Source organism: Lentimicrobium saccharophilum (assembly GCF_001192835.1).
In the GTDB taxonomy this organism is placed as follows: domain Bacteria; phylum Bacteroidota; class Bacteroidia; order Bacteroidales; family Lentimicrobiaceae; genus Lentimicrobium; species Lentimicrobium saccharophilum.
This window is the reverse complement of the sequence record NZ_DF968182.1, coordinates 270,737-288,982: the sequence shown is the minus strand read 5'-3', so window position 1 is coordinate 288,982 and position 18,246 is coordinate 270,737. Positions and strand designations below refer to the sequence as shown.

Sequence of the window (18,246 nt, the reverse complement as noted above, 5' to 3'; positions counted from 1 at the left end):
TCATGAACATTCCAAGCAATCTGAAGTACACAAAGGATCACGAATGGATTAAAATTGAAGGCGATACTGCGCTTGTCGGGGTAACTGAATATGCCCAGGGTGAACTCGGGGATATTGTTTTCGTCGAAGTTGAGACTGTAGGGGAAACGCTTGACCAGCACGAAACCTTTGGTACCATTGAAGCAGTGAAGACTGTCAGTGATTTGTTCCTTCCTGTTTCGGGAGAAATCCTTGAATTCAACGATGCATTAAACAGCGCACCCGAGCTGATCAATAAGGATCCTTACGGGGAAGGCTGGATCATCAGACTTAAAATGACCAATCCGTCGGAAGCTGACGGACTGCTCGATGCAGCTGCTTACGGCGACCTGATCGGTGCCTGATTCCAAATCGCCCGTCCGCTCTCCGGGTATGCCTGCGAAAGCCAGAAATTTCCTGCCGTCCATAATATGGACGGCTGTTATTTTAGTGCTGACCCTGTTACCGGGTAATTATATCCCCAGGGTTGGCAGTTTCTGGAATCTGTTTTCGCCGGACAAACTGATACATATCTTTCTGTTTTCTGTACTTGCTTTGCTGCTATTCAGCGGATTCTTCAAACAATATCCGGGCCGGAACCAACGTTATATTACAGGAATGGTGCTTGCATTCAGCATTTTACTGGCAGTATTAACCGAATTGCTTCAGGCAATGTTACCTTTGGGCAGAAGCGGAAATGTGTACGACACCATTGCTGATTTCGCCGGCATCTCAATGGGTTGGCTGATTTTTTTTCAATACCGCAAGAAAAAGCAAAAAAAATTACCGGCCGACTGAAAAAATAACTAATTTAGCACACTGCTGTTTAAAGGCAGTAAGGTTAAGTGTAACTACTTATCAGTTAAATATATGGAAGCAAAAAAGACCCCGAAAGCTGACCTGGAACGTAAACGCACGTTCTTTGTCCAGATCGGACTGATTGTCGCGCTTGCAGCAGTTCTCGTAGCTTTCGAATGGAAAACCTACGACAAGCAACAGCTTGATCTTGGTGCACGTCAGGTCGAAAATATTGAGGATGAGATGATCGAGATCACTCAGCAGAACAAACCTCCCCCACCCCCTGCACCGCCTCCAACAACCACCCTGATCAATATTGTACAGGATGACGTTGAGGTGGAAGATGACATTTCCATAGACGCAGAAGCTTCACAGCTGACAGAAATCCCTGCTTATGTTCCTCCTGCAGTGACCGAAGAAGAAGAGGTTGCCGAGGCTGAGATCTTCATGGTTGTGGAAGATGCCCCGAGTTTCCCGGGTGGTGATGAAGCGAGGATCCGTTTCCTGCAGCAGAATATCAAGTACCCTCAGATGGCGCGTGAAAGCAGCATTCAGGGAACTGTTTATGTTACCTTTGTTGTTGAGCGTGACGGTTCGGTGACCGATGTCAGGGTACTCCGCGGTATCGGCGGTGGTTGCGACGAAGAAGCCATCCGCGTGATCAAGGCCATGCCCAAATGGAACCCCGGTAAACAGCGCGGAAAACCTGTTCGTGTGCAGTTTAATATGCCCATCAAGTTCACGCTTGCCGGATAAAATATTTCAAAGAAGTGTTAAAGCCTGTAACTCCGGTTGCAGGCTTTTTTATTGTTCGGCATTAACGCATCTTCTAAACCTGACACATCGGAAATCCAGCGCTCATGCTGTACCGTGCGCAAAGCCTGTATATCAGTGGCTTGTGAAACTTCCGTGGCTATAGATACAAACCATCTTAAATCAATCCATGATCCTGGAATTATTGGCTGGTCAGATTTCCGGTTAACTTCGTATGTCGCTCAGGGGCGTAATCCCTTGTTTATCTCCGGGTGAAAAATAATGCTGACAACTGCTTTTATATCCTGAAGCAAACTAATAATCTCCGCTTCTCAAGCTAGTCCGGCCATGATAAACGGTTTTTAAGCTTAGCCTGAGCTTCATAAATCAGTAACCGGCCGGTTTATCCTTCCGTGGCATTTCCGGATACAGACCGGGTGTAAAGCGGAGGATCAGCCACACATCAGAAAAAATACTTGGATCCCACGATTATCCGGTCATGTGGCCAAATATCCTGAAATGCAGAAGGGCCCGGAAACAGGCCCTTCTGCGGGAAAACAAATATAAAGGAAACTTAGGGGGCGATGTAAGCTGATTCAGCCGGAAATCCGGCGCGAATCAGGTAAAAGCTTATTCCTTTGGGGTGTAAATAGGTAGTTCATTCCCAGTACCTGTACCTCCGCAGTTTTTAAAGAAGTTCTCATCAAAATCTTTCAGCTGCAGAAGTTGTCCGGCCTGATACTTATTCAGTGGTTCCTGTGATCCGGCGTCATCGGTAGCAGCGTCACCTGAAATCTTAATCTCAGTGCGTCTGTTTTGCTGATGTTCTTCTTCGCTGCAGTTTATGCCGTCGGCACATTTGTTTACCAGTTTGTATTCTCCGTAACCATTGGCTGTAATACGCCCTTTGGCAATTCCACGGGAAATAATGTATTCCACCGCAGATTCAGCCCTGCGGTCGGAAAGCCGTTCATTGTATTTGAAGCTTCCCCTGGCATCGGTGTGCGAACCCAGTTCAACCAGAATATCAGGATTCTCGGTAAGGAAAGTAACAACTTTGTTAAGTTCAACGGCGGCATCAGGTCTGATGTTCCACTTGTCAAAATCGTAATAAATGTTTTCAAGGACAAAAATCTGATCAACCTTATACTTTGCAAGGAGCAGGTCCCTGTTTTCAATTTCAGCTTCTTTAGATTCCGCTCCGAGCTCCAGGTTAATGCAATCGGGATAGTAGCCGCCCTTAATCCCTTTAAACAGCAATGAAGCGCCTCTTTTAATTTTAACAGTGTATTTTCCGTTTTCATCCGTTTTCAATACAAGGACCTCATTATTCATTGTGTTCAGCATAAAAACGGTTGCGTTCCGCAGCACTTCCATTGTTTCCTTGTCCCTGACCAATCCGGCGATCAGTACGGAATCGGGAATCCTTTCGCTGACCTTAAACAAATATATGTCATCCTGTCCCTTACCGCCGGGCCTGTTTGAGCTGAGCATGCCCTCGGTCCCATTGCTGTGGAAAACGATCCCGAAATCATCGGCGGGTGAGTTTACCGGAGCTTTCATATTCTCAGGTTTTCCCCAGCTTTCGCCATCTGTTTCCGACCTGAAGATATCAAGACTGCCAAGCCCGGCATGTCCGTCTGAAGAGAAATATAAGACACTATCCTTATAAACATAAGGAAACATTTCATTTCCAAAAGAATTGATGGTTGCCCCGAGATTTTCTGCCGGGCCCCAGCCATCACCCTGACGTCTCACGCGGTAAAGGTCAGTGCCTCCGAATCCGCCCGGCATGTCGGAAGCAAAATAAAGGGTTTGCCCGTCGGCCGATAAGGCAGGATGTCCTACAGAATAGGCATCGCTGTTAAGATAGAATGGAACAGGATCACTCCACTTTCCATCTTCAGCATTGCTTGAAAAAAGTTTCAGGCGGTTGGTATAATATCTTGTAGAATCCAGTTCACCGGCTTTGCGACTCACCCTTGTAAAATACAAGGTGTTAAAGTCGCTTGAAAAAGTGGCCGGTCCATCATGGTATGCCTGATTAATCCGGCTGGAATAAACCGACGGGCTTCCCGGAACCATAATTCCTGACTGCTCATCCGCTTTCAGCTGGGCAAAAAACAGGTCAAGATAATAAGCCATGGTCCAGCCATAGCGTTTCTCGCCCGACTGAGCCATACGGTCGGTAGTGAAAACCATTCCGTCATTCATATAGACCGGCGAGAAATCAGCATATTCGGAATTTATTGTACCGGCATTGAACAATTCATATAAGTATTCAGGTTCAGCCCAGGTTTTGACTTCAGTGCTATACCTTGCAAAAAGCGCACCTCTCTGATCTTCCGGATTCATTACCGCATAGCGCTGAAACTGCGTTGCCGCTTCATCATACTTACCCATGCTGCGTAATACCTGTCCGTAATTAAAATAAACGCTGGCATCGTTTACTCCTGCAACAGCAAGTTTTTCATAATAAGAGGCTGCAGCTTCAAAATTGCTGATCAACCGGTGACAATCGCCCAACCTTGTGAGGGCATAGACTTCATGCTTGTTCTGCTTTTGTGCCAGTCTCTCATAATAAGGGATCGCCTTCGCATATTCAAAGCGGTTGAAAAGCCTGTCGGCCTTCGACTTTTGAGCAAAAAGCTGAGGGTTGATCAAAACAGCAACCGAAATCAGCAGGACCAGATATTTAGTTTTCATAATTTTATTCTTTAATTCCATTTTAGCATTCCTGTCCACTTCATCCGCCTCCTCAGAAATACCTCGGAGTCAATAATCTGGGCTTAAACAGGTTCATGTCATAAGAAATCATCACCTCGTGCGATCCCTGGGTATGGGTTTTCATCTCCGTAAGATAAGCATCGTATGAATAACCGAGTCTCCAGTTGTCTGTCAGGTTTAGTTCCACCATAAACACGATGGCATTCTTGCTGGTTATGGCATTCTTATTGGTTCTGTAGGATGCGCCGACCCATAACACATCATTGAAGAGAAAGCTGGCATTCAGGTCCATATTGAGCGGGGCATTGGCGGTGTACTTAAACATCATGCCAGGCCGGAAAACAACGTTATCAGAGAGCGGCAGCGCCAAACCGGCAATACCATAAAAATGCCTGGCCAGGGTGGCATAGGATGTGAGTCCGTTTTCGAATTCAACTTTACCATACTGACTTTCAAATAACTGCTTGGATGATACGCCCAGGTAATATGAACGGGTATAATAGTAGATCCCGAAATTCGCATCAGGCTGTAGCTTGTTCTTTGGCCTGTTAAGGATCACTTCATCGTCGCCGTCGCGCATCTCCAGGGCATCCCAGTCAACATTCACCTGGTTGAAACCTGCCTGAAGGCCCAATGAAAGAATTCCTTTGAACAGACGAACACGATAGGCATAATTGCCCATAAATCCGACATCGGTAAAAGGGCCGGTCTGGTCGGCATATACATACATACCAAGCGCAACATTTTCATTACGCAGGGGTGAATGTGCGCTGAAAGTGAGCGTTCTGGGTGCGCCATCGCCAAACCCCACCCACTGGTAACGGTTCAGCAGCGTCATGGTAAGCATGTCACGGCTTCCTGTGTAACCCGGGTTGATAACCAACCGGTTAAACATAAACTGGCTGTAAAGTGCATCTCTCTGCGACATGGCACTTACTGTTACCAGAAACAGTCCGATGATGAGTATTGACTTTTTCATTGTATTGGCTGTTATAAAATTGTTCCTTGTTTCCTTTTTTTGTTTTCCTTTATTTTACCGGTAGCTACCGGCCGGCATCGGATTCAAACCCCTTAAACCCTCCTGCTGACGGCCGGCGCTCTTCCGGTATATCAATTGCTGCCGTGAATAATCACCCAGCCTGTATAGATTTCATTTACCGACCTCAGTTTGACGATATAATAGTAGGTACCATCAGGCAACATTTTGCCATTCTTATTGGTTCCGTCCCATACTACCGAGGTATTGTTGTAATTCTCGAAATACCGAACCTGGTCGCTCCAGCGGTTGAAAAGAAGGACTTCATTGTCACCATACTCTTCTATTCCGTCTATGATCCATTTGTCATTGCGGCCGTCACCGTTCGGTGTTATTCCATTGTAGATGATGACCTCGGCACGACCCGGATCCGGTACCACTACAATAACGGAAACTGCGGTGTCGGAGATGGCAACTCCATTGATATCATAGAGAATGTAGGTAAACTCATCCATCCCGGTGAAATCAGGAGCCGGAGTGTAAGTCACCGTCATATCGCTATGGAGTTCAAGAGATCCGTTTGAAGGCTGGGTCAGGATTTCAATGCCTGCAGTAATGCCTTCAGGGACTATATCATTGAACATGTTGGTTATCAGTCTCGGCGTATTTACCAGGGTAGTGTCCAGGTCAGCAACCGCAATAAGATAAATGGGTGCAGGGGGGTCTTCTCCTTCTATCACGATGGTTACAGTGGCATCATCGCAGAGACCGCTCAGGTCGCATACCCGGTAGATAAAGGTATCGGTTCCGTGGAAGCCGGTATTCGGAGTATAAAGAATGTTTCCGTTTTGCGGGTCAACCATGGTGAATCCGTTTGCAGGATTGGTAATCACGGTTACTGTTGAAGGATCGATGTTGTTATCGCAATCTGTATCGTTCTCAAGAACAGGTACCGATACCGGAATATTCATTTCCGTAACATCATTGTCATCATTGGCGATTGGTCCGGCTATTACTGTTACCAGCATGCTGCAGCTTGCCTGATTTCCATGAATATCGGTGGCAGTCCAGGAAATCTCATGGATACCTGCAGGCAGTTCAATACTGCCGGCAGTGCCTGTGCTGCTTACCACACTCTCTATTCCACAGTTGTCAGAAACAACAGGCTCAGGAATTTCAACAAGTGCAGTGCATCCGGCTCCTGCAACAACAGTGATGTCTTCAGGACATTCGATCACCGGCAGCTCATTGTCAGAAACAGTCACAATCATTTCACAGGTTGAAGTCAATCCGTGAATATCAGTAACTGTCCATACAACGGTGGTTGTACCTGTCGGATAAACTCCGCTTGCATTATCTGTCCCGTTGAAGCTGTTCACCACAAATTCAATTCCGCAGTTATCTGATACAACAGGCTGTGGAACGGTTATATCGGCTTCGCAAACGCCAGGATCCGTATTTACAGAGATATCTTCGGGGCATACAATTACCGGAAGTTCATTGTCAGTAACGGTGACAGTCATAACACATTCAGACTGGTTACCATGGATATCAACAACTGTCCAGTTGATGGTTGTTGTGCCCGTCGGATAGATGCCACTTGCATCACCGGTGCCATTGTATGAGTTTACAACAGATTCAATTCCGCAGTTATCGGATACAACCGGCTGAGGTACGGTAACGTATGCTTCACAAACACCAGGATCAGTGTTAACAGCGATATCTTCAGGACACTCAATAACAGGAAGCTCATTATCGGATACTGTAACCGTCATGGAGCATTCAGCAATGTGACCATGTACATCGGTAACAGTCCAGATGATGGTGGTACTTCCAACCGGATAGATACCACTGGCATCATTGGTGCCGTTGAAGCTGTTAATAACGTTATCAACGCCACAGTTATCGGAAACTTCAGGCAGAGGCACAGTAACATAAGCTTCACAAACTCCGGGATCAGTGCTTACGGCAATATCCTCAGGACATACAATAACCGGCGCTTCCGCATCAACTACTGTAACATTCATAAAGCATGTGCTTGAATTTCCTGACATATCCACGACAGTCCACCAGACTACTGTTGTACCTACAGGATAAACTGCGGAGGCATCATCTGTCTGGGTGTAGGTATTAACAAGGGTACGGATTTCACAATTGTCGCTTACGAGAGGCTGGGGAACATTTACAAATGCCTCACATACGCCGGGATCGTTATTAACCGTAATATGTTGAGGACAAATAATATGAGGATCCTCATTATCATTGATGGTGATGGTCATGCTGCAGGTTGAAACGTTGCCGCATTCGTCGGTAGCTGTCCAGATAATGGTAGTTACACCTAAAGGATAAGAACCGGTTGCATTGTTGGTTCCGGTAATATTATTCACCAGGGTAACTTCTCCGCAAGCATCGATTGCTGCAGGAACAGGTACTTCAATCCATGCACCGCACATTCCAGGTTCTGTTTCAGCTACAATATTCTGAGGACAGGTTATTTCAGGAGCCTGGGTATCAGCTATGGTAAAGGTTGCAGTGGTAGTTGCAGCGTTTCCGCAGTTGTCTGTAGCAGTCCATGTAACAGTTGCAGATCCGGTAGCACCGCAAAGATCACTAAGCCCTTCAAAATCATTGGTAATGGTAACCTCACCGCAAATATCCTCAGCAACTGCGCTGTTCAGCCAGTTGTTGAGATCCCCGGTATTTCCGGAACCATTGCAGTTTACCGTTAAATCAACCGGAGCGTTAGTAAACACCGGAGCTTCGGTGTCAACGGTCCAGGTGTAGGTAATGCTTACCGGAGTGGCTGCATTATTGCAGGCATCGGTATAGTTGGCAGTCCAGGTCTGGGTGTAAGCGCAGCCTTCGTTTGACGGACCTTCGGTAGATACTTCGGGAATAAACTCGCCAGCGCAGTTGTCAAGACCGGTAAAGGCAGGAGCAACTACTTCAGGGTTGCAGCCAAGGTCACCGCTGATTGCCAGGGTTGAGATAACCGGAGCTTCGGTGTCAACAGTCCAGGTATAGGTAATGCTGACAGGAGCAGCAACATTGCCACAGGCGTCGGTATAGTTAGCAGTCCAGGTCTGGGTATAGGCGCAGCCTTCGTTTGACGGACCTTCAGTGGATACTTCAGGAGTAAACTCGCCGGCGCAGTTGTCAAGACCGGTGAAGGCAGGAGCAACTACTTCAGGGTTGCAGCCAAGGTCACCGCTTACTGCCAGGGTAGAGATTACCGGAGCTTCGGTGTCAACGGTCCAGGTGTAGGTAATGCTTACCGGAGTGGCTGCATTATTGCAGGCATCGGTATAGTTGGCAGTCCAGGTCTGGGTGTAAGCGCAGCCTTCGTTTGACGGACCTTCGGTAGATACTTCGGGAATAAACTCGCCAGCGCAGTTGTCAAGACCGGTAAAGGCAGGAGCAACTACTTCAGGGTTGCAGCCAAGGTCACCGCTGATTGCCAGGGTTGAGATAACCGGAGCTTCGGTGTCAACAGTCCAGGTATAGGTAATGCTGACAGGAGCAGCAACATTGCCACAGGCGTCGGTATAGTTAGCAGTCCAGGTCTGGGTATAGGCGCAGCCTTCGTTTGACGGACCTTCAGTGGATACTTCAGGAGTAAACTCGCCGGCGCAGTTGTCAAGACCGGTGAAGGCAGGAGCAACTACTTCAGGGTTGCAGCCAAGGTCACCGCTTACTGCTACGGTAGAGATTACCGGAGCTTCGGTGTCAACGGTCCAGGTGTAGGTAATGCTTGCTTCTTCAGCAACATTGCCACAGGCGTCGGTATAGTTGGCAGTCCAGGTCTGGGTGTAAGCACAGCCTTCGTTTGACGGACCTTCGGTGGATACTTCGGGAGTAAACTCGCCGGCGCAGTTGTCAAGACCAGTGAAGACAGGAGCAACAACCTCAGGATTGCAGCCAAGGTCACCGCTTACAGCTACGGTTGAGATCACCGGAGCTTCGGTGTCAACGGTCCAGGTATAGGTAATGCTTAACTCTTCGGCTACATTGCCACAGGCGTCGGTATAGTTGGCAGTCCAGGTCTGGGTGTAAGCGCAGCCTTCGTTTGACGGACCTTCAGTGGATACTTCGGGAGCAAATTCGCCGGCGCAGTTGTCAAGACCGGTGAAGACAGGAGCTTCTACAGTCGGGTTGCAGCCAAGGTCACCGCTTGTTGCTACGGTTGAGATTACCGGAGCTTCGGTGTCAACGGTCCAGGTATAGGTAATGCTTACTTCTTCAGCAACATTGCCACAAGCGTCGGTATAGTTGGCGGTCCAGGTCTGGGTATAAGCACAACCTTCGTTTGACGGACCTTCGGTGGATACTTCGGGAGCAAATTCGCCGGCGCAGTTGTCAAGACCGGTGAAGACAGGAGCTTCTACAGTCGGGTTGCAGCCAAGGTCACCGCTTACTGCAACGGTAGAGATTACCGGAACTTCGATGTCAACGGTCCATGTATAGGTAATGCTTACTTCTTCAGCAACATTGCCACAGGCGTCGGTATAGTTGGCAGTCCAGGTCTGGGTATAAGCGCAGCCTTCGTTTGACGGACCTTCGGTAGATACTTCAGGAGTAAACTCACCAGCACAGTTGTCAAGACCAGTGAAGACAGGAGCTTCTACAGTCGGGTTGCAGCCAAGGTCACCGCTTACTGCTACGGTAGAGATTACCGGAGCTTCGGTGTCAACGGTCCAGGTGTAGGTAATGCTTGCTTCTTCAGCAACATTGCCACAGGCGTCGGTATAGTTGGCAGTCCAGGTCTGGGTGTAAGTACAGCCTTCGTTTGACGGACCTTCGGTAGATACTTCAGGAGTAAACTCACCAGCACAGTTGTCAAGGCCGGTGAAGACGGGAGCTACTACGGTCGGGTTGCAGCCAAGGTCACCGCTTGCTGCTACGGTAGAGATTACCGGAGCTTCGGTGTCAACAGTCCAGGTATAGGTAATGCTTACCGGGGTGGCTGCATTATTGCAGGCGTCGGTATAGTTGGCGGTCCAGGTCTGGGTGTAAGCGCAGCCTTCGTTTGACGGACCTTCGGTGGATACTTCGGGAGCAAATTCGCCGGCGCAGTTGTCAAGACCGGTGAAGACGGGAGCAACTACGGTCGGGTTGCAACCGAGGTCACCGTTTGATGCAGTGGTGCTGATTACCGGAGCTTCGGTGTCAACTGTCCAGCTATAAGTAATGCTTACAGGAGCAGCTACATTTCCGGCTGCATCCGTATAGGTGGCAATCCAGGTCTGAGCATAGCTGCAACCATTGGCAACAGGGCCTGCTGATGATACATTTGGTTCGAAAGTACCTGAACATCCATCCAGTCCTGTAAATACAGGAGCAGTTACATCCGGGTTACATCCAAGTTCGCCACTCTGGGCAACAGTGCTGATTACCGGAGCTTCGGAGTCAACTGTCCATGTGTAAGTAATGCTTACAGGTGCTGCTACATTGCCACAGGCATCCGTGTAATTGGCAGTCCAGGTCTGGGTGTAGTCACAACCATCAGCAACCGGACCATCAGTGCTTACAACAGGAGCAAAAACCCCGGCACAATTGTCAAGTCCTGTAAACTCAGGAGCTGTAATAGTCGGATTAAAACCAAGGTCTCCGCTTACAGCTATGGTAGAAATTACCGGAGCTTCAGTGTCAACAGTCCAGGTGTAAGTAATGCTGACCTCTTCGGCTACATTGCCACAGGCGTCGGTATAATTGGCGGTCCAGGTCTGGCTGTAAGCGCAGCCAGTGTTTGAGGCACCTTCAGTAGATACTTCAGGAGTAAACTCACCTGCACAGTTGTCAAGACCGGTGAAAACAGGAGCTACAACGGTCGGGTTGCAACCGAGGTCACCGCTTTCGGCTAAGGTAGAAATTACCGGTGCTTCGGTGTCAACGGTCCAGGTGTAGGTAATGCTTACCTCTTCGGCTACATTGCCACAGGCGTCGGTATAGTTGGCGGTCCAGGTCTGGCTGTAAGCGCAGCCAGTGTTTGAGGCACCTTCAGTAGATACTTCAGGAGTAAACTCACCTGCACAGTTGTCAAAGCCGGTGAAAACAGGAGCTACAACGGTCGGGTTGCAACCGAGGTCACCGCTTTCGGCTAAGGTAGAAATTACCGGTGCTTCGGTGTCAACGGTCCAGGTGTAGGTAATGCTGATTGCTTCGGCTACATTGCCACAGGCGTCGGTATAGTTGGCGGTCCAGGTCTGGGTGTAGGCACATCCTTCGCTGACCACGCCGGTGGTGGTAACTTCAGGCGTAAATTCTCCGGCGCAGTTGTCAAGGCCGGTGAAAACAGGAGCTACAACGGTCGGGTTGCAACCAAGGTCAGCGCTTTCGGCTACGGTTGAGATCACCGGAGCTTCGGTATCAACAGTCCAGGTGTAGGTAATGCTTACCTCTTCGGCTACATTGCCACAGGCGTCGGTATAGTTGGCGGTCCAGGTCTGGCTGTAAGCGCAGCCAGTGTTTGAGGCACCTTCAGTAGATACTTCAGGATTAAACTCACCTGCACAGTTGTCAAGGCCGGTGAAAACAGGAGCTACAACTTCAGGGTTGCAACCCAGGTCAGCGCTTTCGGCTAAGGTTGAGATCACCGGAGCTTCGGTGTCAACAGTCCAGGTGTAGGTAATGCTGACAGGCTCAGCAACATTCCCGGCTGCATCCGTATAAGTGGCAGTCCAGGTCTGAGTATAGCTGCAGCCAGTGGCTAAGGGGCCTTCTGTTGATACATTCGGTTCGAAAGTACCTGAACATCCATCCAGTCCTGTAAATACAGGAGCAGTTACAACCGGGTTACATCCAAGTTCGCCACTCTGGGCAACAGTGCTGATTACCGGAGCTTCGGAGTCAACTGTCCATGTGTAAGTAATGCTTACAGGTGCTGCTGCATTGCCACAGGCATCCGTGTAATTGGCAGTCCAGGTCTGGTTGTAGTCACAACCATCAGCAACCGGACCATCAGTGCTTACAACAGGAGCAAAAACCCCGGCACAATTGTCAAGTCCTGTAAACTCAGGAGCTGTAATAGTCGGATTAAAGCCAAGGTCTCCGCTTACAGCTAAGGTAGAGATCACCGGTGCTTCGGTGTCAACGGTCCAGGTATAAGTAATGCTGACCTCTTCGGCTACATTGCCACAGGCGTCGGTATAGTTGGCGGTCCAGGTCTGGCTGTAAGCGCAGCCAGTGTTTGAGGCACCTTCAGTAGATACTTCAGGAGTAAACTCACCTGCGCAGTTGTCAAGACCGGTGAAAACAGGAGCTACAACGGTCGGGTTGCAACCCAGGTCTGCGCTTTCGGCTAAGGTTGAGATCACCGGAGCTTCGGTGTCAACAGTCCAGGTGTAGGTAATGCTGACAGGCTCAGCAACATTCCCGGCTGCATCCGTATAAGTGGCAGTCCAGGTCTGAGTATAGCTGCAGCCAGTGGCTAAGGGGCCTTCTGTTGATACATTCGGTTCGAAAGTACCTGAACATCCATCCAGTCCTGTAAATACAGGAGCAGTTACAACCGGGTTACATCCAAGTTCGCCACTCTGGGCAACAGTGCTGATTACCGGAGCTTCGGAGTCAACTGTCCATGTGTAAGTAATGCTTACAGGTGCTGCTGCATTGCCACAGGCATCCGTGTAATTGGCAGTCCAGGTCTGGTTGTAGTCACAACCATCAGCAACCGGACCATCAGTGCTTACAACAGGAGCAAAAACCCCGGCACAATTGTCAAGTCCTGTAAACTCAGGAGCTGTAATAGTCGGATTAAAGCCAAGGTCTCCGCTTACAGCTAAGGTAGAGATCACCGGTGCTTCGGTGTCAACGGTCCAGGTGTAGGTAATGCTTACCTCTTCGGCTACATTGCCACAAGTGTCGGTATAGTTGGCGGTCCAGGTCTGGATGTAAGCGCAGCCAGTGTTTGAGGCACCTTCAGTAGATACTTCAGGAGTAAACTCACCTGCGCAGTTGTCAAGACCGGTGAAAACAGGAGCTACAACGGTCGGGTTACAACCCAGGTCAGCGCTTTCGGCTACGGTTGAAATCACCGGTACTTCGGTGTCAACGGTCCAGTTGTAAGTAATGCTGACCTCTTCGGCTACATTGCCACAGGCGTCGGTATAATTGGCGGTCCAGGTCTGGCTGTAGGCACATCCTTCGCTGATCACGCCGGTGGTGGTTACTTCAGGCGTAAATTCACCTGCGCAGTTGTCAATACCTGTGAAAACAGGAGCTACAACTTCAGGGTTGCAACCAAGGTCAGCGCTTTCGGCTACGGTCGAAATTACCGGAGCTTCGGTGTCAACGGTCCAGGTGTAGGTAATGCTGACCTCTTCGGCAATATTGCCACAGGCGTCGGTATAGTTAGAGGTCCAGGTCTGGGTGTAAGCGCAGCCAGTGTTTGAGGCACCTTCAGTAGATACTTCAGGAGTAAACTCACCTGCGCAGTTATCAAGACCGGTGAAAACAGGAGCTACAACTTCAGGGTTGCAACCCAGGTCAGCGCTTTCGGCTACGGTCGAAATTACCGGTGCTTCGGTGTCAACAGTCCAGGTATAGGTAATGCTTACAGGAGCAGCTACATTTCCGGCTGCATCCGTATAAGTGGCAGTCCAGGTCTGAGTATAGCTGCAGCCAGTGGCTAAGGGGCCTTCTGTTGATACATTCGGTTCGAAAGTACCTGAACATCCATCCAGTCCTGTAAATACAGGAGCAGTTACAACCGGGTTACATCCAAGTTCGCCACTCTGGGCAACAGTGCTGATTACCGGAGCTTCGGAGTCAACTGTCCATGTGTAAGTAATGCTTACAGGTGCTGCTGCATTGCCACAGGCATCCGTGTAATTGGCAGTCCAGGTCTGGGTGTAGTCACAACCATCAGCAACCGGACCATCAGTGCTTACAACAGGAGCAAAAACCCCGGCACAATTGTCAAGTCCTGTAAACTCAGGAGCTGTAATAGTCGGATTAAAACCAAGGTCTCCGCTTACAGCTATGGTAGAAATTACCGGAGCTTCGGTGTCAACGGTCCAGGTGTAGGTAATGCTGATTGCTTCGGCTACATTGCCACAGGCGTCGGTATAGTTGGCGGTCCAGTTCTGGCTGTAAGCGCAGCCAGTGTTTGAGGTACCTTCAGTAGATACTTCAGGAGTAAACTCACCTGCACAGTTGTCAAGACCTGTGAAAACAGGAGCTACAACGGTCGGGTTGCAACCCAGGTCTGCGCTTTCGGCTACGGTTGAGATCACCGGTGCTTCGGTGTCAACGGTCCAGGTATAAATAATGCTTACAGGTTCAGCTACATTTCCGGCTGCATCCGTATAAGTGGCAGTCCAGGTCTGAGTATAGCTGCAGCCAGTGGCTAAGGGGCCTTCTGTTGATACATTCGGTTCGAAAGTACCTGAACATCCATCCTGTCCTGTAAATACAGGAGCAGTTACAACCGGGTTACATCCAAGTTCACCACTCTGAGCAACAGTAGTGATTACCGGTAGTTCATCATCAACTGTCCAGGTGTAAGTAATGCTTACAGGTGCTGCTGCATTGCCACAGGCGTCGGTATAATTGGCGGTCCATGTCTGGCTGTAATCACAACCATCAGCAACCGGACCATCAGTGCTTACCACAGGAGCAAAAATTCCGGTACAATTGTCAAGTCCTGTAAACTCAGGAGCTGTAATAGTCGGATTAAAGCCAAGGTCTCCGCTTTCAGCAACGGTCGAAATTAACGGAGCTTCAGTGTCAACGGTCCAGGTGTAGGTAATGCTGATTGCTTCGGCTACATTGCCACAAGCATCGGTATAGTTGGCGGTCCAGGTCTGGCTGTAGGCACATCCTTCGCTGATCACGCCGGTGGTGGTTACTTCAGGCGTAAATTCACCTGCGCAGTTGTCAAGTCCGGTGAAAACAGGAGCTACAACGGTCGGGTTGCAACCCAGGTCAGCGCTTTCGGCTACGGTTGAAATTACCGGAGCGTCGGTGTCAATGGTTCTGATCAGGTTCTGGTATACGTTGATCGAATTACCGGAACCATCGGTAACACTGTATGTTCTTACAATTGTTTCGGTACATCCGTCAAGTACAGGTGAGCCATCGCTTACCCAAGACACAACCGGAGTTTCACAATTGTCATTTTCATCGGTAACAACCAGAATGTCAGGATCGGGGAATGTGCCATTACATCCGGAAAGGACGATATCGGCAGGGTTACTTGCCGTTGGCGGAGTGGTATCGGGAACGGTTCCTACGGTATAGTTGCCGGTGAATGTACATCCATCCGAATCTGTAACCACAACTGTATAGGTTCCGGCAACAATATTTGACAGATCTTCGGTTCCGGCAGTATAACCATTGGGACCGGTCCAGCCGTAAGCATAAGGAGCTGATCCCCCGGTAACGGTAATATCGATGGACCCGTCTGCAACGGTAGTGCATGAGTTGTTATTCACAACAGAAGTTACAGCCAGGGGCTCGGCAACTTCAATGCTCATTTCATCCGATACTGAACAACCGCTTGCCTGATTGGTAACTGTAAGTGTAAATGTATAGGTTCCGGATGTCGGAGGAGTGAAAACGGGATTGGCAATACTAGCATTGCTCAGTCCTGTTGAGGGAGTCCATGTGTAGAGCAGTGTCCCTGATCCGGTTGCGGAACCCTGCAGCTGATGTGTTTCGCAAAGGCCTATGCTTGCATCGGCTCCAGCATTGACGTTGCCGGGCGTAGCCTTTACAATCACCAATGAAGAAGCAGTTCCTGTACAACCATTGGCTGCAGTACCTGTAACTGTATAAGAAGTATTCGAAACCGGATTCACTGTAATGGATGCGCTGGTTGCGCCACCCGGATTCCAAACATAAGAGGCTGCTCCCGAAGCTGTAATGGTCACTTCAGTTCCGCGGCAAACTTCGATTTCTGCTGGATTAACTGTTACAACCGGTGAAGGATTAACTGTTACTATTACCTGATCAGTAGATGCACACTGTCCGGATGCATTGGTAACGGTCAGGGTGTAGGTGGTGGTGGCAGCCGGAGATGCAACAGGATTTGCAATAGAAGGATTGCTCAGTCCGGTGGCTGGACTCCATGAGTATAAAACGCCGCCTGTTCCGTTCAGCTGGGTGCTGGTGCCAGAACAGATGGAAACGTCACTTCCGGCATTGGCAACTATCGGCTGAGGCTCTCCAATGGTGGCGGCAGCTGAAACCGGTTCGTAACAGCTTCCCGGATCTCTTACAAGAACCGTATAAGAACCTGCTGACAATCCGGTGAAAGTATTTGATGCCTGCCAGGTTGTACCGTTATTAATGGAATACTGATAATTTCCGGAACCTCCGGTAGCATTGACAGTAATTACACCGTTGCTCTGGCCGGCACACTGTGCATTGGTAGCAGAAACAGAAGCGATGGTTACCTGTTCGTAAATATTGATGATTTCTTCAACATAAGAGATATTTTCATCACAGGGGCAGGAATTTCTGACCCTGACAATAAAGGTTTCTGCATTATCACCCGTACCATCATTCACAGCATAATAAGGAATTTCATAGGAAGCCTGTCCGGCAGGAATTACAATTTGTGTCGGGAAAGGCTGGCCGTCGGAAGTAAGGATATCGGTACCATTAATGGCAGAGCCGGCAAGAATAAGATCTACATGATAATCTTCCGTCAGATCAGTAGTCAAACGGGTAACAACGAGCCTGTTGTTGGTACAACCTTCAAATACATTGTTGTTATCCTGAATTCCGTTACCGAAGTGGGCCAATGAAAGCGTTTCGGCGTTGAAGCTTCTGGCGCCAAGAAATACTGCGGCATCCCACTGCTGGTCAGAGGCATCGGCAATGGCCATTTTAATGCGGTATGTAGCACAGGGGGTAACAGGATAAGTTGCGGTTAACTCAACCGTATAACCATCAAACTGCATGGTCAGGGATCCCGAAGGATTGTCAATGTAGTATTCAGTATTATGGGCAGGATAAGACTGACCGTTGGTATTTACCCCTGCAGGGTGGATGGTATTAATGGTTACATCTTCTCCGTTCGGAAGGGTGGCAAGATTGATAGCGTTATTTGAATAAGGTCCGGAGATGCCGGGGCCGCTGAGGAAAAATCCGAAAGCATCGTTAAAATTGGTATGAACATACTCAAGATATTCTTCGGAAGCAAAAACATACTTAAACTCCACTGTATTCCCGGCAGGAATAAAGTCAAATTCAAGGACAGCCGCATCAAACATGGTTCTGCCCGAAATGGTGGCAAGGTCAGGGTCAGAGGCATTGGAGACCATCTGATCGCTGCGGCCGGCATTGTTGTTAGGCCCCATGGCAGAACTTATCCGCCCGGTTGATAAAACAAGTCCCTCTTCCAACGCGAAGCCGGATGTAGCCCTTTCAAAATAACCAAGCATCCGGTTTCCGGGGGTACTGCTCCAGGTGTGATTTGTCCAGTTTCCATTATTGCGGTTATAATAACCAAATCTGATATTTTCAGCCTGCAAACATCCTGTCACCAGCACATTCTGAACCAACTGCTGAGGAGTCATCGCATTATAGGTAGCGTTTTCAGCCACTGAAATGGAGCCTGAAGGAGCCCTTTGCGAAGAATTTCCTCCGTCAACTGATATCCCCGGGATATCAGCAGGCGGAATCCGGTTAGGAACAATGGATTCCTGCGTTCCAAACTGAGCGGTTACAGATAAAACTGTAAACAGGGCGAATGCTGCTGTCATTAATACACCAGCCCTGTGGCCGTTGGTAGATGTTTTCATAACTAGGTATTTTGATATTTCTTTGTTTTCCCCATTTATACTGCCCGGGTGGCAGGTTCGATGTTTCCTGTATCCTTCTGCTCCCGACCCATCCCCCCAGATGCGTGCTTGCAGCTTTTCATTCGATTGTCCTTTGATTATCAGTGCTTTAAAAGAACACCTTGATTGATCTCCGAAACAATTAACTTTTGCATTCAGATACACAGAACTTAACGGTACAAAATT

At 48.9% G+C, this 18,246-nt stretch carries 6 protein-coding genes; 3 read left to right on the top strand and 3 right to left on the bottom strand.

All coding sequences use genetic code 11. The annotated features are described in order from the left end of the window. Positions 1-2: 2 nt before the first annotated feature. From gcvH to TBC1_RS01025, 3 genes are all read left to right on the top strand, one after another. The gene (gcvH, locus tag TBC1_RS01035) at positions 3-383 is read left to right on the top strand and encodes a glycine cleavage system protein GcvH (RefSeq protein WP_062037260.1); all 381 of its coding nucleotides are present in this window, start codon (positions 3-5) and stop codon (positions 381-383) included. Between the two features lie 28 nt (positions 384-411). After that, complete coding sequence (locus TBC1_RS01030; protein ID WP_062037257.1) at positions 412-816, top strand: VanZ family protein; 405 nt, start codon at positions 412-414, stop codon at positions 814-816. 72 nt (positions 817-888) lie between these two features. Beyond that, complete coding sequence (locus TBC1_RS01025) at positions 889-1,572, top strand: energy transducer TonB (protein ID WP_062037254.1); 684 nt, start codon at positions 889-891, stop codon at positions 1,570-1,572. A gap of 627 nt (positions 1,573-2,199) precedes the next feature. Here TBC1_RS01025 and TBC1_RS01020 read toward each other — a convergent pair. From TBC1_RS01020 to TBC1_RS01010, 3 genes are all read right to left on the bottom strand, one after another. After that, positions 2,200-4,275: an OmpA family protein gene (locus TBC1_RS01020; protein WP_172668791.1), complete on the bottom strand. Its 2,076-nt coding sequence runs from the start codon at positions 4,273-4,275 to the stop codon at positions 2,200-2,202. 52 nt (positions 4,276-4,327) lie between these two features. Continuing rightward, positions 4,328-5,275 (bottom strand): PorP/SprF family type IX secretion system membrane protein, encoded by a 948-nt coding sequence (locus TBC1_RS01015; RefSeq protein ID WP_062037250.1) that lies wholly within the window; start codon positions 5,273-5,275, stop codon positions 4,328-4,330. 131 nt (positions 5,276-5,406) lie between these two features. Continuing rightward, on the bottom strand, positions 5,407-18,021 hold the full coding sequence (locus tag TBC1_RS01010) for a choice-of-anchor L domain-containing protein (protein ID WP_137305344.1): 12,615 nt from the start codon (positions 18,019-18,021) through the stop codon (positions 5,407-5,409). Positions 18,022-18,246: the final 225 nt, after the last annotated feature.